The 19,950-nt window shown below is 54.0% G+C and carries 22 protein-coding genes and 1 tRNA gene; 9 read left to right on the forward strand and 14 right to left on the reverse strand.

Annotated elements, in window-relative coordinates; genetic code table 11:
• Positions 1 to 18: 18 nt before the first annotated feature.
• Entirely contained in the window at positions 19 to 726 is a 708-nt protein-coding gene (locus HYW18_03310) for a glycosyltransferase (GenBank protein MBI2485148.1), read from the reverse strand.
• A gap of 32 nt (positions 727 to 758) precedes the next feature.
• Here HYW18_03310 and rlmD point away from each other — a divergent pair, with 32 nt between their 5' ends.
• Positions 759 to 1,883: a 23S rRNA (uracil(1939)-C(5))-methyltransferase RlmD gene (gene rlmD / locus HYW18_03315; GenBank protein MBI2485149.1), complete on the forward strand. Its 1,125-nt coding sequence runs from the start codon at positions 759 to 761 to the stop codon at positions 1,881 to 1,883.
• 5 nt (positions 1,884 to 1,888) lie between these two features.
• Positions 1,889 to 2,737, forward strand: coding sequence for a GTPase Era (gene era / locus HYW18_03320; protein ID MBI2485150.1), 849 nt, complete (start codon positions 1,889 to 1,891; stop codon positions 2,735 to 2,737).
• On the opposite strand, the gene HYW18_03325 is transcribed toward era, so the two are convergent.
• Positions 2,726 to 3,745 (reverse strand): hypothetical protein, encoded by a 1,020-nt coding sequence (locus HYW18_03325; GenBank protein MBI2485151.1) that lies wholly within the window; start codon positions 3,743 to 3,745, stop codon positions 2,726 to 2,728. The genes era and HYW18_03325 overlap by 12 nt on opposite strands.
• A gap of 57 nt (positions 3,746 to 3,802) precedes the next feature.
• Between HYW18_03325 and HYW18_03330 the strand changes: the two genes are divergently transcribed.
• Entirely contained in the window at positions 3,803 to 4,489 is a 687-nt protein-coding gene (locus HYW18_03330) for a hypothetical protein (GenBank protein MBI2485152.1), read from the forward strand.
• Here HYW18_03330 and HYW18_03335 read toward each other — a convergent pair.
• The 3 genes from HYW18_03335 to HYW18_03345 are packed head-to-tail and all read right to left on the reverse strand — an operon-like array spanning position 4,377 to position 6,647.
• Positions 4,377 to 5,729, reverse strand: coding sequence for an MBL fold metallo-hydrolase (locus HYW18_03335; protein ID MBI2485153.1), 1,353 nt, complete (start codon positions 5,727 to 5,729; stop codon positions 4,377 to 4,379). The two genes, HYW18_03330 and HYW18_03335, sit on opposite strands and share 113 nt — an antisense overlap.
• A complete protein-coding gene (locus tag HYW18_03340) occupies positions 5,666 to 6,130 on the reverse strand; it encodes a vitamin K epoxide reductase family protein (protein MBI2485154.1) in 465 nt (154 codons plus the stop codon). Before HYW18_03340 ends, HYW18_03335 begins: the two co-directional genes overlap by 64 nt.
• A 1-nt stretch (position 6,131) precedes the next feature.
• Positions 6,132 to 6,647 (reverse strand): hypothetical protein, encoded by a 516-nt coding sequence (locus tag HYW18_03345; GenBank protein MBI2485155.1) that lies wholly within the window; start codon positions 6,645 to 6,647, stop codon positions 6,132 to 6,134.
• 70 nt (positions 6,648 to 6,717) lie between these two features.
• Here HYW18_03345 and dusB point away from each other — a divergent pair, with 70 nt between their 5' ends.
• From dusB to HYW18_03370, 5 genes are all read left to right on the forward strand, one after another.
• Positions 6,718 to 7,695: a tRNA dihydrouridine synthase DusB gene (dusB, locus tag HYW18_03350; protein ID MBI2485156.1), complete on the forward strand. Its 978-nt coding sequence runs from the start codon at positions 6,718 to 6,720 to the stop codon at positions 7,693 to 7,695.
• A 50-nt stretch (positions 7,696 to 7,745) separates the two neighbouring features.
• Positions 7,746 to 7,819 (forward strand) — tRNA-Gln (locus HYW18_03355).
• A gap of 4 nt (positions 7,820 to 7,823) precedes the next feature.
• On the forward strand, positions 7,824 to 8,186 hold the full coding sequence (locus HYW18_03360) for a riboflavin kinase (protein MBI2485157.1): 363 nt from the start codon (positions 7,824 to 7,826) through the stop codon (positions 8,184 to 8,186).
• Complete coding sequence (locus HYW18_03365; GenBank protein ID MBI2485158.1) at positions 8,137 to 8,736, forward strand: riboflavin synthase; 600 nt, start codon at positions 8,137 to 8,139, stop codon at positions 8,734 to 8,736. The genes HYW18_03360 and HYW18_03365 overlap by 50 nt, the downstream gene beginning before the upstream one ends.
• On the forward strand, positions 8,702 to 9,193 hold the full coding sequence (locus HYW18_03370) for a 6,7-dimethyl-8-ribityllumazine synthase (protein MBI2485159.1): 492 nt from the start codon (positions 8,702 to 8,704) through the stop codon (positions 9,191 to 9,193). Before HYW18_03365 ends, HYW18_03370 begins: the two co-directional genes overlap by 35 nt.
• 13 nt (positions 9,194 to 9,206) lie before the next feature.
• On the opposite strand, the gene HYW18_03375 is transcribed toward HYW18_03370, so the two are convergent.
• The 7 genes from HYW18_03375 to HYW18_03405 are packed head-to-tail and all read right to left on the reverse strand — an operon-like array spanning position 9,207 to position 16,505.
• Positions 9,207 to 9,602 (reverse strand): hypothetical protein, encoded by a 396-nt coding sequence (locus HYW18_03375; protein MBI2485160.1) that lies wholly within the window; start codon positions 9,600 to 9,602, stop codon positions 9,207 to 9,209.
• Between the two features lie 58 nt (positions 9,603 to 9,660).
• Positions 9,661 to 11,343, reverse strand: coding sequence for a serine/threonine protein kinase (locus HYW18_03380; GenBank protein MBI2485161.1), 1,683 nt, complete (start codon positions 11,341 to 11,343; stop codon positions 9,661 to 9,663).
• Between the two features lie 58 nt (positions 11,344 to 11,401).
• A complete protein-coding gene (dnaX, locus tag HYW18_03385) occupies positions 11,402 to 12,910 on the reverse strand; it encodes a DNA polymerase III subunit gamma/tau (GenBank protein ID MBI2485162.1) in 1,509 nt (502 codons plus the stop codon).
• A 35-nt stretch (positions 12,911 to 12,945) separates the two neighbouring features.
• Positions 12,946 to 13,581: a hypothetical protein gene (locus HYW18_03390; GenBank protein MBI2485163.1), complete on the reverse strand. Its 636-nt coding sequence runs from the start codon at positions 13,579 to 13,581 to the stop codon at positions 12,946 to 12,948.
• 3 nt (positions 13,582 to 13,584) lie between these two features.
• Positions 13,585 to 14,739 (reverse strand): type IV secretory system conjugative DNA transfer family protein, encoded by a 1,155-nt coding sequence (locus HYW18_03395; protein MBI2485164.1) that lies wholly within the window; start codon positions 14,737 to 14,739, stop codon positions 13,585 to 13,587.
• Complete coding sequence (locus tag HYW18_03400; protein ID MBI2485165.1) at positions 14,732 to 16,039, reverse strand: hypothetical protein; 1,308 nt, start codon at positions 16,037 to 16,039, stop codon at positions 14,732 to 14,734. Before HYW18_03400 ends, HYW18_03395 begins: the two co-directional genes overlap by 8 nt.
• Positions 16,008 to 16,505 carry a hypothetical protein gene (locus tag HYW18_03405; protein MBI2485166.1) on the reverse strand — a complete coding sequence of 166 codons (498 nt, stop codon included), beginning with the start codon at positions 16,503 to 16,505 and terminating at the stop codon, positions 16,008 to 16,010. Before HYW18_03405 ends, HYW18_03400 begins: the two co-directional genes overlap by 32 nt.
• 137 nt (positions 16,506 to 16,642) lie before the next feature.
• Here HYW18_03405 and HYW18_03410 point away from each other — a divergent pair, with 137 nt between their 5' ends.
• The gene (locus HYW18_03410; protein ID MBI2485167.1) at positions 16,643 to 17,071 is read left to right on the forward strand and encodes a hypothetical protein; all 429 of its coding nucleotides are present in this window, start codon (positions 16,643 to 16,645) and stop codon (positions 17,069 to 17,071) included.
• A 190-nt stretch (positions 17,072 to 17,261) separates the two neighbouring features.
• Here the strand turns inward: HYW18_03410 and HYW18_03415 are convergent, their stop codons facing one another.
• Complete coding sequence (locus tag HYW18_03415; GenBank protein MBI2485168.1) at positions 17,262 to 18,650, reverse strand: cysteine--tRNA ligase; 1,389 nt, start codon at positions 18,648 to 18,650, stop codon at positions 17,262 to 17,264.
• Between the two features lie 57 nt (positions 18,651 to 18,707).
• On the reverse strand, positions 18,708 to 19,772 hold the full coding sequence (dnaJ, locus tag HYW18_03420) for a molecular chaperone DnaJ (GenBank protein MBI2485169.1): 1,065 nt from the start codon (positions 19,770 to 19,772) through the stop codon (positions 18,708 to 18,710).
• Positions 19,773 to 19,950: the final 178 nt, after the last annotated feature.

Below are 19,950 nucleotides of genomic sequence, written 5' to 3' on the forward strand. Positions count from 1 at the left end.
TGATAGTGTACCAAATTCTTACACTTTTTTCTTGTAACCAAACCGATAATGAAATAGATCCGAGCGGATCGGCCCGAAAAAGAGAACGTGGATGCCAGAAAGAGTGTAGACTGCTGCAGAGCGGAGATACCCATCACGTTCGAAACGGCGGGGCGGAGTGAAAATCAACTCATGAAGGAAACCAAAGGACCCACGTTTGCTGGCTCGAACCCCATAGTCGTTGTCTTCGGCTAGTTTAATAGCCTCATCAAAACCGCCAAGTCCCTCGTGAAATACGCGGCGGACAAAAATACATGTGCCGATAACATGAGGATGTATCGAGAGCAAGAGGTGTGTATAGGTGTTGTAGGCAGAAAAGAAAAGTCGCGCAAGACGACCACGTGTCGCTTGGATGTCGGGACAGGCAATATCGAGGCGTCGAGAGACAAACTCCGCGAGTGCACGCTCCAAAAAAAACTTGTCGGGAAATTTTGCGTCGGCGTCCAGAAAAAGGAGAATGTCGCCGGACGCTGCTTTTGCTCCGCGGTTGCGTCCTTGCGCCGGCAACCCTCCGTCAACCACTCGTGCGCCAAACGCTGTGGCAACCTTGCACGTCTGGTCTGTTGAATGCGCATCAGCCACAATTACCTCGATCGGCTGATAGGTCTGCGCGCGGATCCCTTGAAGGAGCTCTGGCAGTTCCCGGTCCTCATTGTAAGCAGGAATAACAATGGAGAGGGTTGGCATAGAGACATAAACAGTATAGCATTGAACCCGCTATGCCCTTCTGTCCAAAACCAGACGTCTGTGGATCGTGCGGGTGGGCGCATATTCCCTATCCTAAGCAACTCCAGCAAAAGCTCTCCGACATCAATGGCTCGTTTAAGTTGAAGAAACTCGCTACCCGTGTCGAAGAAATCTTTCCCTCTCCAAAAATCGAGCATTACCGTAACCGGATGGATTTTGTGATTGACTTCGAGGGCCGTGTCGGACTTCGAGAAAAGGGCAAATGGTGGAAAGTCATTGATAACCACACATGTTTTCTTGGGGATGAGCGTATTGAGGAGCTCTTTGTCGCTGTGCGCGAATGGGTGCACTCCTGCGGTCTTTCTTTTTACGACCGAAAAGCACACACGGGACTTTTGCGTTACGCGGTGATCCGCGCCACAACAACAGGAGATGCGATGATCACCATTGTGACAAGCAAACCGGCCGAGAATGAGCGGCAAAAAATTGCTTCGTCGCTTGCCCTCCTCGTTCCTCGCTCGAACACGTGCGAGATCATTTGGTCCGTGAACGACACAGAGAGCGACGTGTCCCACGTGGGCGTGCTCGAAACAATCCGCGGGAAAGGCTACGTGGAGGAGACGATCAACCAAAACCGCTATCGCATCACGCCAAATGCGTTCTTTCAAACGAACTCACATGCCGCCGCGCTCCTTCAACAGACGGTTTTAGATTTTGCTGGTGCCGTTCACGATAAAAGAGTTCTTGATTTGTACTGTGGGAGCGGTTTTTTCTCTATCCCGTTTGCAAAACACGGCGCGCATGTCGTGGGAATGGAGAGCGTGGAGGAAGCCATCCGAGACGCGCGGGTGAATGCCGAACTCAACGGAGCCGAAATTGCATTCACCACCGCCGTTGTAGAGGAGACCGACTGGAGCATTCACAAACCTGAACTCCTTCTTTTGGACCCCCCGCGCATGGGGCTGCACGATCGCGCGCTTGAAGCTGTAATCAAACACGCCCCGCCTGCCATTGTTTACGTGTCTTGTAACTATAAAAATTTTGCCCGCGAGCTTGTCATTCTTGAAAAAACGTATAGAGTGTCCGCCATGCGCGCGATTGATATGTTTCCGCACACGCCGCATGTCGAACTTGTTAGTTTGCTCACGAAACGCTAGACCCTATGAAATCAGGCCTCGTTGCTCTCATTGGCCGATCCAACGTCGGTAAATCCACTCTCCTCAATAATCTCATTGGGTCGAAGGTTGCGATTACCTCACCTAAAGCACAAACGACGCGGCACTCCATTCAGGGCGTGTTAAACGACGCGCGCGGACAGATGGTCTTTGTGGACACGCCCGGCATCCTTCAAAAGCGAGATCGCCTTACGAAGCGACTCCTGCACATCGCGAAAAGCACGCTCGACAACGTGGACGTCATTGTTTATGTGGTGGATCCCACGCGCTCGATCGGGAGCGAAGAAAAGTTTGTCCTGAACCTTGCGCGCTCATCGCCAACGAAGAAGATTTTATGCATCAACAAAATTGATGATCCGCGGCCTGATTTCATTGAATCCTATCGTGCTCTTGCGGAAGAGATAGGTACCGTTGTAGAGGTATCGGCTTTGCGTGGAACAAATTTAAAGCTTCTCATAAATATTCTCTTCGAGCTTCTTCCAGAGGGTGAACCGTTGTACCCCGAAGGCCAGCTGACAAACCTTACGAACGAAGAACTCATCGCAGAGCTTATCCGTGAAAAACTTTTTCTGCGTCTCCACGATGAAGTTCCTTACGGTCTCCACGTAGTCGTGGACGATGTCAAGGAACGGGAGAATGGGGACCTCTACATTCACGCCTTGATTCTCACAAACGATGAGCGCCACAAGCGTTACATTATCGGCAGTGGCGGTCGCGGGATTAAAGAAATCGGGCAATCGGCCAGAAAAGATCTTGAATCTATCATGCAAAAACATGTCTACCTTGAGCTTGAGGTGGAATTCGACGAACATTGGGTGGAGCGGCTAGCGGCGTGAAGTGAGCGCATCAATAATACGCTTTGCTACGGCAATGGGGTGTCCAGGATGATCGTTAAGTCCCGTCTCGCGGCAGAGCATGATACCGTCTGCTCCATCAAAAATGGCATTGGATAAATCCAGAATGTCTGAGCGGCGAGGAATATACTGATCAATGCTTGATTCGAGCATTTGCGTGGAGACAATCACCGGCTTGGCGGCGGCACGGCAGAGCGCCGTGATCTTTTTTTGAGCCAGCGCCAGCTCCTCCATCGGCACATTGAGCCCCAGGTCCCCTCGCGCAATCAATACCCAATCCGTTTCCTCGATGATTTCACGAATATGTTCCACACCTTTGGGTGATTCTACTTTGGAAACAATGAGCGGGTGCGCCCATTCCGTTGTAAATCGCTCCGCGAGCTCCGCTTTACAACGACGGAGCATTTCCTTCGAATTTACAAACGAGAATGCGACAAGTTCCGGTTTGGCCTCGGAGAGAATATCCATCATGGCTCTCGTCGTATCATTGCAGTGGTCAAGGTCATCAATAAGCGGGCCAAAGTTGAGACCTTTAAAGTTCTTATGTGTGCCCGTGACGAGGGACTTGGCACGAACCTCGCTTGGCGACACTATGTGCGTTACCTCAAAAGCCACCTCACCGTCACCTGTGGTGAAAATACTGCCGACCTTAAGATATATAGCAAAGTGTTCTAAATTTACGGGGATGTACTCCTTCCATCCAGGACTTTCTTTTCCTGTGCGAAAAGTAACAATCTCTCCCTCCTCAATAGGTGCCTCCTTCTCCGGAAAATCACCCGTGCGGATCTTTGCCCCGGGGAGATCCGCTAAGAGGCGCACGCGTCTGCCCGATGCGGCAATCACCTCTCTTGCCGTACAAAGTTTCCCGCGGTTCTCCTCTGGCTCCCCGTGCGAAAGGTTATAGCGAAGAATAGTCGCGCCCGCATCCACAATCTCACGTACCTTGTCTCTGGCAAAAGTCTTGCGAGAAACAGTAGCAATAATTTCCATAAGGAGGCTAAGCATTGATACAATAAGGATGCCCTCCTCCAGGGAACATGAAAATCTATGCCCATAGCTTACGGCACAACACGTCTTCTTGTCACGCTTCTTGTCCTTATCTCTTTTGGGGTTCTCCTATGGCAGAGATTCGCCCCAACGATTGAACCTGCCCGTTGGCACGGAAGTGTGCTTGAGGGCGGTTCGGCAGAAACGCTCCGGCGCGGTTCCGCGCTTGATTCTGGAGAGGAATTTCTTTTGGTGGAGCTCGAAGGAGTAAAATTTGCCCTTGCCGCGCGCACGGAACTGATATGGGAAGGAATGGAAGAGGAGACACCTGTAGTGAAGCTCGTCGGGGGACGAATCCTCACGAACGGCCCGGCCATTATCCGAACTCCCTGGATTACGGTAACGGCGCCAGAATCCGTTTCCGTTGTGAACTATAGTTTTGATGATCGCGTCCAAATTCTGCCCATGAGTAAGACTGTGATGGCAAGCAACTCGACCATCGGTATCCTTCCCATAGTAAATTCCGCCGAGTGGGTAGAACGCGAGCGTGACCTCGTCACATCGCTCGAACCGTTTGACGCGTCCGCGTCGAGCGAAAAAGAATTCTACCAGTGGGCGCTCCCGCGCATTTCTCCTAGAGAATCGCTCGCTCGTCCATCTTTGGAACGAGTACTTCGGTTCCGAGTGTGGCGCGCAGATGCTCCGCAAACGCCTTTTTTTGTTCGGGATCCCCGTGCACAAGAATAATTTTCTTTGGCGTCTTGCCATCTTCCGGCTGAAGCCATCGTGTCAACTTGTCCTTATCTCCATGCGCAGAAAAAGCGCCGATCGCCGAGACGGTCGCGGCAACAGGCACACGTTCGCCAAAAATTTTCACCTCTTTTGCGCCATCGAAAATTTTTCGACCGGTCGTTCCCCGTGCTTGGTAGCCAATAATAAGAAGGTGGGTCGAGGCATGCGGGAGATACCGACGAAGATGGTGCATGATCCGCCCACCGTTCATCATCCCGCTTCCTGCGATAATCACTTTGGGTGCTGCAACATCGTTGATCGCCTTTGATTCCTCTACACGGAGAGTTTCTCGCAAATTCGGGAAGGAAAAGAAGTCGCCATCGGGAGACATTGGAACGTCGAAGCGCAAATATTCTTTACTGTCGCGATATGTCTGCGTGGCGCGAATTGCCATGGGCGAGTCAAGAAAGATCGGCACGTTTGTTTTCAAGTCCTGCAAGAGGATCTGATCAATTTCATAAAGAAGTTCCTGCGTGCGTTCAATAGAAAATGCGGGGATAAGGAGGACACCGCGCTTGGCAACCGTATCGGAAATTGCCGCCATAAGCTTTGCCCGCCGCCGGCTCATCGCTTCGTGCGTGCGATCGCCATATGTGGACTCGCACACGACGACGTCTGCTTTGGAAAGCGGCTCCGTTGGCGGGAGAATGGGTACATCATCATTGCCAATGTCGCCAGAAAAAACGATGCGCTGGCCTTCCGTCTCGATGGAAATATAGGCGGAACCGAGCACGTGTCCCGCTTCGTGGAACATCACAGAAACTCCCGGCAGTGGTTGAACGGCTGTGTGATACCCCACGGTCTCGACACATTCATACACGTGAGCCACGTCGGCGGCAGAAAAAAGCGCGGTCACTCCCTCACGCTCTGCTTCCTCGGCCATGATCTGTACCGAGTCCTCAAGAATAAGACGCGAGAGCGGACGGCACGGAGGCACCATGTACACCGTGCCCACAAACCCCTCCTTCAAGAGTTTCGGCAATCGTCCTGTGTGGTCTGCGTGTGGATGCGTAATGAAAACGGCACGCACCTCTTTTGGATCAAAACCAAAAGCCCGTGCGTTGTCACGAGAGGCAAATACGTCCCCTTGAAACATGCCACAATCCACGAGGATCTTCCCCGCGGGCGTAGTTACAAGGTGGCAGGATCCGGTGACGCCTTCGGCGGCTCCGTGGAAGGAAACTTCAAGAGCCATAGGCTGGCGAGAAGAGAGAGGGTAATAAGGATCTGCGAAGTGATGCACAGAACACACCATGCGCGCAGGACAAAGGCCTCAACCCCTGTAAGGTAAAGGCTGAAAAGAAAACCGGCTGCAGATGTGGCGATGAGAAACCAACTCGCAAAACGATCGGCTGGCGCACGCCATTTTACGAGCGCGCCGGCGAGAAGAAAAAGATACCCGATAAATCCAAGACCCGCCACGGGAATACCGAAAAACTTAGCATATGCGCTTCGATTAACAAGATCGCAGTTGACCGTCTCATTAAGGTTACAGAATGTTCCTGTCACGACGTACTGATTATGCAGATAGGAATAGACAGAGATGCCAAGACCAATAAGCGCAACTGCAATGATGACGCTGAGAAGTCGGCGCATACTACTCTGCGCTCTCTACCTGAATGTCCTTGATTTGCAAGCCGCTGGATGCCTCTTCATCTACATCAACCGTAACGCCAATGGGGGTGGGGGCATCCTGTACCGGCTCTCCAGCCGGCACGGCATTTGCCTGTGGCGCAGCATCAAGGGAGCAAACAGATTTTTCGCTCAGCGTCTCGAGAGTCTGTACACCTGTAAGACGGCTCCCGTCGGGAAACTCCCACGTCGGAACGCCAGTGATGTTGTCGTTCGCGCAAAGAGCAAACGAACGTTGTCCCTGCGGAGAACATTCCTTGTAGGGCACAAAGCGGAAGGCGTTGCCGAACATCTCTTTTTGTCTGGCGCAGTTAGGGCACCAATATGTGCCGTACATCTTCACCTCCTTTGAGGCAAGACACTGCGCAAAGCCGTCATAGGCCGACGGCGCGCGTTTATTATAGATGGCAAGGGCGATGAGCAGGACGACGACCACGGCGGCAAGCACAAAGAGCCACCATGAAGATGAGCGAGTTTGCATATTGCAGATATGATACCCGACCAGAGAAGGGATGACAACGAGGGGGAAATTTGGTAGCCTCACTCCCACTATGATTGACTGGAAGGCTCTCCCACGCCCCATCATCGCCCTCTCCCCCATGGCGGATATGACCGACTCGTCGTTTTGTCAAATCGTCAAATCCATCGCTTCGCCTATTGTTTTCCGCGAGATGATTTCAAGCGAGGCGCTCGTGCGCGGGAATGAAAAAACACTTGGCATGGCAGACTTTGTCCCTGCCGAGCGGCCTATTGTCCAGCAGCTTTTCGGGTCGGACCCTGCAACGATGGCCGAGGCGGCGCGTATTATCGAGGAGAAGTTCGCCCCAGACGGACTCGATGTAAATATGGGTTGTCCCGTGTATAAAATTACGTGCAACTTCAACGGCGCAGCACTCATGAAAGAACCGGCGCGCGCCACGGAAATTGTCCGACGCATGAAAGCGGCCGTGCGAGCACCCGTATCGGTGAAGATTCGACTTGGGTGGAGGGAAAAGACGGAGGCCATCGGGTTTGCAAAATGCCTTGAAGATGCCGGGGCGGATCTTCTCACCGTGCACGGACGCACAAAAGAACAAGGCTACAGTGGCATGAGTGACTGGGAGATGATCGGTCGCGTGAAAGCAGCAGTGAAAATTCCCGTACTCGCAAACGGCGACATCAATACTCCCGAGGCGGCGCGCGCGGCGCTTAGCATGAGCAGATGCGACGGAGTTCTCATTGCGCGCGGCGGACTGGGAAACCCCTGGATTTTTGCACGCATGGAGGCAATGCTCTCTGGGGGGAGGATCCCAGAAGAACCGGCGCTTCTTGAACGGCTGCGCGTTCTGCGTGCTCACGCTGCCTTGCATGTCGCAGAGTACGGCCCACGCGGCATTGTCACCTTCCGCAAACATATTAGCTGGTATGTAAAAGGCATCCCCGGTATCCGCCATTTTCGCGAGCGGCTGCACCAAGTATCGTCTCTAGAGGATCTTGATACACAACTACACACAATCACCGTCTCTCTTAGTGACCACTTAGAGAGATAGTAAGCGTCTTTTTGCGTTTCAGCCAAGCTCATGTTACCATCGCGCCATACTCCGGGATCGTCTAGAGGCAGGACGCCAGGTTCTGGCCCTGGTAACCGTGGTTCGAATCCACGTCCCGGAACCAGGGTATGACTATTTCAGGTGTTGTCGTGAAAGGACAGGGTTTAGGCAGAGTGCTTGGTTTTCCCACTGCTAATCTTGCATTCTTTCCCGCTCTTCCCCCGGGTGTCTATCTCGCATACGTTCGTACAAAAGAAGGTCTGTTCCCTGGTGTGCTTGCGCAAGGAAAGAAAACAGAGGTTCACCTCCTAGATTTTACCGGGGATCTTTACGGGAGCAAGATAGAGATTGAGGTAGACGAGCGTATTTCCGATATGATTCCGTGGACGACGCTCGAGGAGTTGCGAGAAAAAATTTCACACGATATTGAGAACGCCCGATATGTTTTCCGGCATCGTCCGCGCAAAGGGAGAGATTGCGAACATCAATGACTTCGGCATTGCGCGACAATTCATTGTGCGTGCTCCCCAGTCGGTGCTTTTACGACTTCGTCCAAAGGACTCCGTGCTCCTGGGCGGTATTTGTTTTACGGTCCACACGAAAGATGAACAAACATTTCAGGTAGAGGCCATGCCGCAGACCCTCCGACTGACAACCGCAGCGTCGTGGAAGCAGGGAGACTCTATTAATATAGAAATGTCGCTGCGGATGGGGGACACGATAGGAGGGCACTTCGTTTACGGCCACGTAGACGAGGTCGGTACCGTGAAGAAGTGCGCACGCGAAGGAAATGCGCTCATCGCGACAATCCAGGCCTCACCCGCTGTCATCAAACAAGTGTTTCCTCGTGCCTCTGTCGCAATCGACGGCGTAAGCCTCACGGTTGTTTCCGTGGAAGGAGACCAGTTTACTGTTTCGCTTATTCCAGATACGGTTGAGGCAACAACGCTTGGGACTCTCGGGTCTGGGTCGCGGGTAAATGTGGAAACAGACATGATGATCAAATATGCACAGCAACACCTACAAACACATAAAGAGTGAGGGGGTTCGTGCGGGAATTGTGCGCGCACGGTTTAACGAAGACGTGACAGGCGGCCTTCTTGATGGCGCGCACGAGGCATTAGTGGATGCAGGTGTGAAGCCTGAAGACATTACCCTTGTGGAAGTTCCTGGGTCGCTTGAGATTCCCACTGCAGCAAGCATCCTTCTTGAACACAAAACCCTCGATGTCGTCGTTACCCTCGGCTGTATCGTTAAAGGAGAAACGGCGCATGACGAATATATCGCCACGTCGGTGTATCAGGCCCTCGTGCGCCTTGCTATGCACACGGGTGTGCCCATTACGATGGGAATCTTAACAGTGAATACGATCGAACAAGCGCGCGCGCGGTCTGGCACAGGGGGGATGAATCGTGGACGCGAGGCGGCGCTTTCCGGGCTGGAAATGGTGCAGGCGCTTAAGCCCCTAAAAACAGAAAAGCGAGACGGGCTCGCTTGAAGAAAAGGATGAGCTACTTTTTGGACTTGGCGTCTTTGGCGCCAAGTTTGTCTGCGTGCCGCAGGAAGGCCTTTGTTTCACGCTCGGCAAGGAGCCGGCGGCGGTGCAGACAGGCCATGTCGTGAGAGTTGAATGGACCGCCCGGGGCACACAGAAGCCTCCACGTGTGCCAGAACGTTCCCATCCCCACGATGATGCATCCCAGCGGGAACACCCAGGTGATATGTGGGATCCGTCGAACCTCGAGCCCTCCACCGAGAAAGAGAAGGAACGCACCAATCAGGATGAGAACTATAGGTCCGTACTCACGTTCTTCTGGATCATCCACTCCCTGCGTCAGCATGATCACCTCCGGAGGATGGAGAGACGACTCCACGGACAGTTGAACAAAAAAGATGCCACCTGTCAAGTAGCAAAACGCCAATTCGAAAGCCAGGCGGAAGGCCTGGCGAGGCAAGGAGCAAGAACTAGTACTGCTCCTCGAGACGAAGAACTTTCTTGAACACGCCGCCGGGAGCCACACTCACGGCAAGGGAATGGTCGTGCGTCGTGCACACAGCACAACGCAGGGTAAGCAGGTAGTCGCCGGAGGGAACCTCGATCTCGAGCGGCGTGCGGCCGATCACGCGGTCGCCGAGCACGACATCCGCCGGCGGGCTCGTGTAGAGATCGAGCGTTGCGGGAAGTGCCTCTGGAAGTGCGGGAGACACACTCTCAGTGGGATTCTTGATGGCCGGCATCTCTTCTGTCCGTGCCGTTCGAGCAGGCATGAACGCTGCGGGCGAAGGAGGATCCGGCTCCACCATGATGGACGGAAGCCCAGCCGCTGAAGAAGTCGGCGCTACGACAGCCGTGAGGCGAGCACCTCCCACCGGCTCTTCCGTCTCCGACGTGGGCAGCACGGCACCGACCATGAGCACAAGCGCAAGAGCTGCCGCGAAGACAACCAACTCGAACCTCCGAGAGGACGGTTCCTTCCAGAGCAGCGGGGAATGGACCTCGTTGACCGTGACTGTCCTGGGCTCCTCAAGCACCGCCGGGCGTGCGCGCTGGCGGAGACCACGGTCGGAAGGCGGAGCAGGGACATCCCACTCGTCCACCTCTTCGGGTGCGGGGGGCGACGCTCCAATCGGTGCCACGAACATCGTATGGATCTCTTCCGTCGAGTCTTCCACGGGCTCCGGCGGCTTCTCCCCCGAGAAGAAGCCGTTGGGCCGCTCGGGCGGGAGGAGAAGCATCAGGCTTGCCCACCACGTCGTATGCACGAGTTCGTTGTCCGTAAACTGCAGGAGCTCGCGCAGATCGAGCAGGAGCTCTTCGGCTGATTGATAGCGAGCCGAGGAGTCACGCTGCCAGAGCCGTTCGAGGATGGCACCAGCCATGGGATGGATGGAGTGAATCTCCGCCACCTTGCCCGCCATGTCGTCCTTGATGACCGACATGAGCGTGCGCAGCGAGTCGTCTTCGTCGAACGCCCGGTTGAGCGAGAGGAGCTCGTAGAAGATGCTTCCCATGGCGAAGAGGTCCGAACGCGCGTCCAGGTCCTCGCCCTTCACCTGCTCGGGCGACATGTACGAGGGCGTACCCTTCGTCGTGCCGTCGCGAGTGAGGGTGAGGCGCTGGGTGTGGCGCGCGATGCCGAAGTCGGTGATGCGCACCGCACCCGTGCGGTCTACCAGGAGGTTGGCGGGCTTCAGGTCGCGGTGCACAAGACCGAGCGGCTGTCCGTCACGGTCCGCGAGCGTATGGAGATAGGCGAGTCCTTCGCAGATCTCAATGGCAACGCGCAGCGCCGAGGCCAGCGACACCGTAAGTTGCGTGTCGCGGCAGATGTCCACCAGCCGATCAAGGGGCCACCCGTCCACGTACTCCATTGCCAGGTAGAAATGGTCATCGCGGACAACACCGAAGTCGTACACGGTTACCACGTTCTTGTGCGCAAACAGCGCTCCGACGCGCGCCTCATCCGAGAGCGCACGGAGCTGATCCGGATCCGCAGCTTGACGAAGGAGCTTGAGCGCCACCGTCCGCCGGAACCCCATCGAACCACCGTGCTCTGCACGGTAGACAGCGCCAGAAGCGCCGCGGCCGAGCAGAGCCGAGATGTTGTAGGGCCCAAAAGGAATGGGCGCAAACGGCTTCGTCGTCACGTTGAGTTCCTTCCATGCTAAAGGTCTACCTTGACCTTAACACGCGCTCCTGTTCCTTTCAAGAAATCTCTGTACCGCCGAACTCTTCCAATAGGTCTCCGACGATTTCATCCGCTTTCCCGTGGACATACTCTCCACGCACACGAATCGGGACGGAGAAAATGCGCGCGAGCACAGATTCAAGTTTCTCACGATTACGCGGCGCATTTACCGTGTCCGCGTGAAATTTGAAATGGAACCCCATCGTGAGCGTGTCCCCCTCCATAGCAAGAGGCTCTGCTGATTTAAGTAAAAACCCAAGCGAGGCATGCGCTTCGGTGACTTTCGCGAAAATATCATTCCACCCCTGCTGAATTTTTGAAAACTCTACAACCGGAGACTCGTCTTTTTTCCCCGGTGTTTGCACGGGAAGTCCCTCCTCTACCTGTGGTGGAGGGGCAGAACCCTCTTCCACAGACGTGCTTCGTTCCCCTGATGCAGGAGTAAAAGGAGTAGCAGCTTTTACCACGGCAATCTCCAGGGGGAGAGAAGGAATGGAACTTTCCTCTGAAACGGCGGAGGAAAAAAGATTGATCATTTCCGTCCACTGCACGGGAGAACAGGTGTGTGCAAGAGCGCGTACGGTGGGAAGCAGATGCTGAGGCCAAGCAAGAGCAAGAGCGGACTCGTCTCCAAGACACGCAAGCATAAGATGGCGAGCGTAGGAAACTATTTCCTCTGCAAGACGAGAAGGGTCTCCTCCACTTTCTACAAAACGATGTAGGTGTCCCATCGCTTCCTTCGTTTGTGCATTCACGATGAAAGAAAGAAGGGCAAGAGCTTCTTCCAGATAGCGACGTGGCAGAACAAGAGCGGCCTCCTCCATATGGATAACTCCATCACCGACAGCCAAAACCTGCGCCAGAAGACTCTCCGCATCACGCTGGCTTCCCTCCGACAGACGTGCGATCTCTTCTATCACGGCTCGGTCCACTTTTACTTTCTCCTTTTTGCAGAGCTCTTCCAAGCGCAGAGCAAGTTCGGCCAGAGGAATACGATGAAAATCAAACCGCTGCGTGCGTGAAATAATCGTCTCGGGAAGTTTATGCACCTCGGTTGTGGCAAGAATAAACAGCGCGTGAGTAGGCGGTTCTTCCAGCGTCTTTAAAAGTGCATTGAAGGCGCTTGTCGAAAGCATGTGTACTTCATCGATGATGAACACCTTGTACGGAGCGGCGTGCGGGGTGAAGCGAATCGCTTCGATGATGTGTTCGCGCACATGGTCCACCCCTGTGTGGCTTGCGGCATCCATCTCCACAACGTCAAGACTCCGCCCCTCTGTGATCTGCGTGCAAGAATCACATGCATTGCACGGTTCGCCCTGCTTTGAACGTTTGGCGCAGTTTACGGCTTTCGCAAGCAGTCGAGCCGTCGTCGTCTTTCCCACCCCCCGTGGTCCCGTAAACAAATACGCGTGTCCCACCGTGCCGCATGCCAACTGGTGGAGAAGCGTTGTGGAAATATGCGGCTGGCCGATCAGCGCAGAAAAGGTTTGCGGGCGGTATTTTCGGTAGAGGGTTTCAGACATAGCCGCGCCATTGTAGCACGCTCTCTTCCCTCCTCCTACCCCTTTGCCTGGCGGATAACATTCTCCACTGCCGCCCAGGTACTTGGCGTATTTTTTGGCACTAAAACAATAATCTGATCGCCTTCCTGGCCCTTAAAAAACGTCACGCTCGCGGTGAGAACCTTCCAGACATGCTCGTGAGATTCATCAATAGCAACGTATCCGTTCGCCGACGCATCCCATGCCAGAGATGCTTGTAAACGTCGCCGCTCGATAGGTCCTACTTGTTTGTACAAAAACGTTCCGTCCGCACGAATAGTGAGTTTCAATATATCGCCCTCCACGAGACGCGATTTAGACGCGTAGTTCGGCGGCACAACATAGCTTTGTCCATCCGAGCCGATCATCTGTTCCCCATCAAAAACACCTTCGACAACTTTTTCCGCTTGTAGACGCGCAAGCTCTGGCGTGTGCGCCGACTGCTTTGCAAGAAGCTCTACAAGAATTTGTCGCCCCTGCGCTTCGGTCCCAGACTCAAGAAGATCAATGGCATTTTGCATGGCCTCCTTTGCGTGGCGAAGAATACGCAAAACCAATTCGGTGCGCGCACCTTCGCCCGCGCGGACAGGCTCCTCGCCAAACCCCGGCTCTGGCTCAAAAGACGTTTCCTCTTGATCTGTCATGTGGGACATACGCTAGAATTCCCCAACCGGCACTGGTTGTGCCTCCCCCACGCCTCCAAGCGCAGAGCGCTCAAGTATCTCTTCTTCCACGAGTACACGTTCACGGCCGTACTTCAACCGAGAAAGTTCTTTGATGGCAGCGGCAAGCTCAGGGTTCCCCTTGGGTGGCAGGACCGTGTGAAGGGTAAACGGTTTCTGCGCATCGTTATCAATAATCATTTTGGAGTACCACGTAAATTTCTCGGCATTAATAAGATCGTAGCCGGAGAAAAGGGGCGCAAATTCTTTTTCCAGTACCTCTGCATCTTCTACGCCGATGCGCGAAACAAACATCGTTCCCACGTTTCCGAGCACCGCGTCCCGTACTTCCGTTTTGTTGTCCTTAACCAACTGCCCCATATATTGGTGCGCCATAATGAGGTCCAGACGATATTTACGCGCCTCAGAAAGGATGGTAGCGATCGAGTCCGTAATAAAGTTTTGGAACTCGTCAATATAGAGATAGAAATCCTTGCGCTGTTCCTCGGGCATATCGGCGCGCGCCAGCGCCGCCATTTGAAGCTTCGCGACGATGATGAGACCCAAAAGCGAAGCGTTCACTTCGCCCGTCTTCCCTTTGGAAAGATTCACAATGAGGATCTTGCTCTGATCCATGATCTCGCGAATGGAGAACCCTGAATGCGACTGGCCAATGATGTTACGTATCATGGTGTTTTCCACAAATCGTCCGACTTTGGAGATCAGATAGCCGAGCATCTCAGACTTGTGGAAGTCACTCGTTTTCGCCATCTCTTTTTCCCAGAACGCACGCACAACCGGGTCTTTCACCTTTGCGACCCATTGTTTTTGGTATGCTTCGTCACTGAACATGCGCGGGATCTCCGCCACCGTGCCCGGATTTCCCAGATCCGACATGAGCGTCAGCATCACATTACGCATGTTGTGCTCAAACATGGGACCGATCATCTCTGGCGGGAACAACTTGTAAAAGATCGCAATCATTTCTTGCACGGCAAAGTCCACTTGTGATTCACTCTCGGCCTCAAGCATATTAAGTCCCACCGGCCGATCCAGGTCTGACGGGTCAAAGACGACAACGTCATCCACGCGCTCTTTAGGAATGTTCCCAAGCACCTGCTCAGCGAGATCTCCGTGTGGATCAATCACGCACAGGCCATGCAGTCTTGATGAAGACGGGTTTCGTCCCCCCGCGGTAGATGTTGTTGCCAAGAAACAATCCTTCGATCGGCGTATTTATCGGCGCCGGAGCGCGGCGCGCGCGAAGCCAATAAATATTCGGGGTGTCGGTCCACGGAAGTGGCGGGTGCCAAAGGGATGCCATCTCTTGCGTATTGAAGACAACTCTCTGCCCACCCTCCCAATCGCGGAAGATGAACTTACGAATCACGCGCTTCTTTGAATGCGGGATTGCCCGTTCAAATTTATTGCCGTATTCATAAATGTTGAATTGAGAAAAAGCGTTCACTGTGTTTTGGAGAATTGCTTCTGCGCGCGCTCCTGCCGCCGCGCTTACGACGATACGGATATTCACCTCCATACCGGATTTAGACGCTTTTTCCTCGATACGCTTCACCGTCTCCTCTTCCTGCGGAGACAAGCGGTGTTCGTCACGCGTAGATTGACGCTTCTGTACTTCTTCTTTCGTGCGAAGGTCATCAAGAAGCCCGCGTTCATTCTTCTTTTTTCCCGCCAGCGCCTCTGCAAGCGACATGCCTGACTGTATGCGCCGCGCGATGGCTAATCCCTCATCACGCCATGAAGGCTTCGCCGTGCGCACGATGTATTGAACGGCAGTTCCTTCCCCCTCCTCTATCTTCGAGAAGGTATTGGTGATGGCGCTCATCGGATCAGACTCGATGTCCTTGTACGTGCGGATAGGAAAACCGACAGGGCGTGCAAACTGTAAATAGGCGCCAAGAATCACGCCGGTGGGGGTAAATAAGTTGTAATCCTCTGTCTCCTCGATGTGCGCATCAGGATACTGCGCCAAGATTTGCTGCTCAATAAGTTCTGCAAAACGCACAGGCGCCGCAATGTAGAATTTAATAAGCTTCTGATGGCAGACAATCTCAAAGGAAAAGTGATCGTCGCGTCCAAAAAGCCACGCAAAAAAACCATGCTGATGTTTGATGCCTCCGATGGAGGCAAACAAACTCTCCGCCACGGCTATCGCCTCGTTTTTTTGTTCCTTCGTTACCTGCTTGGATGTTTCTTCTTCCGAACGAAACTTTGGTACCGCTAACAAAAATAATTTCATGGCATACTGCCCCTGGCGCCGATGTCCCACAAAGATCATGAACGCGCGAAAAGCAAAGAGAACGAGGATGGTCGCAAGAACAAGGCCCCAAAACCAAAACACGGCGGCCACTAACCACGACGCGCCTCCGGCAGGAACGGATGAAGCAAAATTCTCTTCAGTGAACGTTGTTGCGGCGAGCAAGCTCATGGATTTTGTCTGTTTTTATTTTTGCCTCCTGTTCGAGAAAAAATTTGTTCACGCCGGGAATCATCTGCAACCACCCGCGAATCATCCCAATTACTTTGCGCAAGGAAAGTTTTGCTCCTGCCATCATAACGCGGAGTCTCCCCGCTACTTCTTCTCCTTTCGCGCGAAAAACCTTTTGTGTCTCCGGGTCCATGTGTCCGTAAACCTCGCCTAAGTCCTCCTCTAGAACTCCCTCGATCGCTTCCGAGAGAGGATCCTTCGCGGGCGCAGCCGTAGCAACAGATTCCGCCGGGGCGGGAAGGGAGACGGGTGCTGCAGGTTCGGCGCCCTCATGTAACGGAGAGGGCGTCTCCACAGGCGCCGGCGACGCAACTTCATGATCCTCCGCACGCTGCTCAACCGGTGCGTCAACATCAACCCGCGGCTGCTCTGGTGATGCCTCGTTCTTCCTCAGTAATTCAGCCATACGGGAATAGTATAGCAGATAAATATTTTCCTAGCCGATTCGTTAGCACCCAACCATTGACAGAACAGCTAAAATGTGGTACTTTCGCCATAGTTTCGCACCTCTAACACCACACCCAGGCCGAAGGAGAGCTACCCATGACTGCGAACACGTACCCTGACTGGAGGTCACCCACATCGGATCTGGCAAAGCTCGCTCTCATCAAGAGGGAGTGGGGCGCACAGATCGACAACACCTACCTCTGGTACGAGATCGGGCCCATCACTCGGCTCACCAACGAGGAGGTCGCCACCATCGTGAAGCAGTGCTTCGTTCACCACACCGTCGGCTTCGGCGACGTGGAGATCCACCCGTCCATGCTCATCCAGGGAGCAATGTTGCTGCGCCTGCGCGGCACCCTCTTCCTCCAGCCCGCCCTCACGATTCGCAACCGTTACTGCCCGCTCTACCAGGTGGGCCACGGGGGCGGATTCGTCACGACGGCGGACGACGATTGCGTCAACTTCCACCGCGTGTGGGAACTGGACGCGAAGGAGACCGAGGTGGGGCCCATCGTCCTGCACTGACGAGGCCACGAGGCCAAGGGGTGTGGTGATGTGGTTCCCGATCATCGGGCTGACATCTCCCTCTGGGACAGCCGACAAGCTGTCCCAACCCCTTCTTTTGTACACCAAATCATGTTGTTCAGAAGAAGTGGTGAAAACACAAACCCATCGCGTAATGCGATGGGTTTGTGTTGCTTCCAAGATGGGGTATTTAGTCCCCCTTTTGCACTTTTGTCCCTGTGGGAGTATCCACGACATCAAACCCGTGCGAGGCAATCTCCTCGCGCAGGCGGTCGGATTCTTTCCAGTCCTTTTGCGCCCGCGACGCATCTCGCGCCTGCACAAGTTGCTGAACCGCTTGGGAAATTTCCAATGGTTTGCCCAAAGTTTGCGAAAGATGAAGACCAAGCACCTCGTCGAATTTCAACAGAGTCCGCGCCCGTGCCCTCGTCGGCATTGTTCCATCATCAACCAGCTTCCACAAAACTGAAAGGGCCTGCGGGGTATTAAGATCGTCATTGAGCGCCGCCATAAACTCCTCCTCATATCCTGCGCAACCGGCAACACCCGGCGCATCCCAGTCCCGCAATGTCTCGCGCAAACGCCGAAGCGTTGCATCCGCTGCCAAAAGCGACTCGAAAGTAAAATTCAGTTTATGCCGATAATGAGTGCCATGTGCAAGAAGACGGTAGGACGTCGGGTCGAATCCCTTCTTTGCAAGATCATCCAGCGTATAGAGATTTCCAAGCGACTTCCCCATCCTCCCTCCGTCCACCGTAAGAAATTCGCTATGCATCCACACGCGTGCTTGCGGCACCCCATAGGCCCCTTTTGTTTGCGCGATCTCGTTCTCGTGGTGGACAGGGATATGATCCACGCCACCGGTGTGAATATCGAATGTGTGTCCTAAATATTTGGTAGACATGGCTGAACATTCAATGTGCCAGCCTGGAAACCCTACACCCCACGGAGATTCCCACTCCATTTGTCGCGTGGATCCTTTTGGAGAAAACTTCCACAAGGCGAAATCCGTTGCGTGGCGTTTTTGCGTGTTAATGGCGACTCGTGCGCCCTCTTCCTTCTCTTCGAGCGGCTGACCACTCAACTCCCCATAGCTTGGGAGCTTTGCTGTATCGAAATACACGCCATCGTCTATGCGATACGTATATCCGTTCTTCTCGAGTGTCTGGATCATCTCGATCTGTTCGGCGATATGATCTGTTGCCTTTACAAGTTTGGAAGGGGCTAAAATACCGAGCCGTTCCGTGTCGCGCAGAAATGCCTCCGTATAAAATGCGGCGACCTCCCACGCGGTCTTCCCTTCACGTTTTGCTCCCACCTCCAGCTTATCCTCTCCTTCATCGCCGTCGGAAACGAGGTGACCGACATCGGTGATATTCATCACGTGATCAACATCTAAACCATTCGCCATGAGCACGCGTTTGAGAATATCAGCAAAAAGGTACGCGCGAAGATTGCCGATGTGCGCATACCAGTACACTGTAGGACCGCATGTATAGAGGCCGACATGGCCCTGGCGGATGGGTTCAAAGGGCTCTTTCTTGCGCGTAAGTGTGTTGAACAACGTAAGAGTACTCATACGTCGAGAATCATAGCATATCCCATGAAATAGTGGCCCTTACTAGGGAGCCGCCGATTATTCGTTCAGGCCGAGATCTTCGAGCAGTCGTCTTTGGTCTTTTGTGAGTTTCTCTGGCGTCACAACCCGCACGGTCACAAAGTGGTCGCCACGCACACTGCCTTGCGGAACTCCTTTGCCGCGTAGACGAAGCTCCATACCGCTTTGTGTTCCCGCGGGGACATGCATAAGCACAGTGCCGCCATCCACCGTCGGCACTTCCACTTCTGCGCCAAGAGCGGCTTGCGTAAATCCGAGACGCGTTTCGCTTCGAATATGTTCTCCGTCACGAGAAAAGCGGTGATCTGGTTTTACATGTATGCGTAGATAGAGATCGCCTGCCTTCGCTCCGCGCGGACCCGCCTCTCCTTCGCCGCGCACACGGATGGTGTCGCTCTCATCTACACCGGCGGGGATTTTCACGCTCAACGTCTTACGCCCGCGGTCAAGCCCGCTCCCCCTGCACATGCCGCACGTCCGTTCCGGCGCCTGTCCCTCCCCCTGGCATGCGGCGCACGTTCTTTGCGTGCGAATGTTCCCAAGAATAGTGCGCTCAATATGCGAGACGATTCCTTCCCCCTTACACTCCGAACAAGTCTTCATCTTTGATCCTGGCTCTGCGCCCGTTCCCCCGCACCGTTCGCAGGAAATAGTTTTCGTCAATGCAACATCTCTCTCTACCCCAAAGATGGCTTCGCGAAACTCAAGCGTTACATCCGCTTGAATATCCGCTCCGCGCGGCGCCTGCCCCCTTCGCCCTCCCCCCATGCCAAAGGCGTCCCCAAAAATATCTCCTAAATCAAAGGAGAAATCTCCAAAGCCTCCCCTGCCGCCAAACCCGTGCGCCCCGCCGAATCCACCGCTGTTTTGTTCAAAGGCAGCACTTCCAAATTGATCATACTTTCGACGCTTCTCCGGATTACTAAGTACTTGATACGCCTCGTTGATTTCTTTGAACTTTGCTTCGTCTCCTGTTTTTTTATCGGGGTGATGCGCATGCGCCAAACGACGGAAGGCTTTTTTAATATCCTCCGCCGATGCGCTCCGCTCGACGCCAAGTACGTTGTAGTAATCTTTTGGCATGTATCCAAGAAGTGCCGTCATGGGCGCAGGGTCCCTCGGTGATCTAGTGTCCGCTGTGATGTCCACCAAATACCATTGTCGACACGAAAAACAGTAAGAGGAAAAACGCGCCGATCACTATCCACGAAATAAGGTGTGTTTCCGCTACGAATTCTAGCATCTGTACGGTATTGCCGCA

The organism is Candidatus Uhrbacteria bacterium, assembly GCA_016187485.1.
Lineage (GTDB): Bacteria > Patescibacteriota > Patescibacteriia > UBA9934 > UBA10169 > JACPJO01.

Excerpts from the sequence above, each read along its gene's own strand:
- HYW18_03310 (MBI2485148.1), bottom strand. The coding sequence starts at position 726 with ATGCCAACCCTCTCCATTGTTATTCCTGCTTACAATGAGGACCGGGAA.
- rlmD (MBI2485149.1), top strand. The coding sequence starts at position 759 with ATGCCCTTCTGTCCAAAACCAGACGTCTGTGGATCGTGCGGGTGGGCG.
- era (MBI2485150.1), top strand. The coding sequence starts at position 1,889 with ATGAAATCAGGCCTCGTTGCTCTCATTGGCCGATCCAACGTCGGTAAA.
- HYW18_03325 (MBI2485151.1), bottom strand. The coding sequence starts at position 3,745 with ATGGAAATTATTGCTACTGTTTCTCGCAAGACTTTTGCCAGAGACAAG.
- HYW18_03330 (MBI2485152.1), top strand. The coding sequence starts at position 3,803 with ATGCCCATAGCTTACGGCACAACACGTCTTCTTGTCACGCTTCTTGTC.
- HYW18_03335 (MBI2485153.1), bottom strand. The coding sequence starts at position 5,729 with ATGGCTCTTGAAGTTTCCTTCCACGGAGCCGCCGAAGGCGTCACCGGA.
- HYW18_03340 (MBI2485154.1), bottom strand. The coding sequence starts at position 6,130 with ATGCGCCGACTTCTCAGCGTCATCATTGCAGTTGCGCTTATTGGTCTT.
- HYW18_03345 (MBI2485155.1), bottom strand. The coding sequence starts at position 6,647 with ATGCAAACTCGCTCATCTTCATGGTGGCTCTTTGTGCTTGCCGCCGTG.
- dusB (MBI2485156.1), top strand. The coding sequence starts at position 6,718 with ATGATTGACTGGAAGGCTCTCCCACGCCCCATCATCGCCCTCTCCCCC.
- HYW18_03360 (MBI2485157.1), top strand. The coding sequence starts at position 7,824 with ATGACTATTTCAGGTGTTGTCGTGAAAGGACAGGGTTTAGGCAGAGTG.
- HYW18_03365 (MBI2485158.1), top strand. The coding sequence starts at position 8,137 with ATGTTTTCCGGCATCGTCCGCGCAAAGGGAGAGATTGCGAACATCAAT.
- HYW18_03370 (MBI2485159.1), top strand. The coding sequence starts at position 8,702 with ATGCACAGCAACACCTACAAACACATAAAGAGTGAGGGGGTTCGTGCG.
- dnaX (MBI2485162.1), bottom strand. The coding sequence starts at position 12,910 with ATGTCTGAAACCCTCTACCGAAAATACCGCCCGCAAACCTTTTCTGCG.
- HYW18_03390 (MBI2485163.1), bottom strand. The coding sequence starts at position 13,581 with ATGTCCCACATGACAGATCAAGAGGAAACGTCTTTTGAGCCAGAGCCG.
- HYW18_03400 (MBI2485165.1), bottom strand. The coding sequence starts at position 16,039 with ATGAGCTTGCTCGCCGCAACAACGTTCACTGAAGAGAATTTTGCTTCA.
- HYW18_03405 (MBI2485166.1), bottom strand. The coding sequence starts at position 16,505 with ATGGCTGAATTACTGAGGAAGAACGAGGCATCACCAGAGCAGCCGCGG.
- HYW18_03410 (MBI2485167.1), top strand. The coding sequence starts at position 16,643 with ATGACTGCGAACACGTACCCTGACTGGAGGTCACCCACATCGGATCTG.
- HYW18_03415 (MBI2485168.1), bottom strand. The coding sequence starts at position 18,650 with ATGAGTACTCTTACGTTGTTCAACACACTTACGCGCAAGAAAGAGCCC.
- dnaJ (MBI2485169.1), bottom strand. The coding sequence starts at position 19,772 with ATGCCAAAAGATTACTACAACGTACTTGGCGTCGAGCGGAGCGCATCG.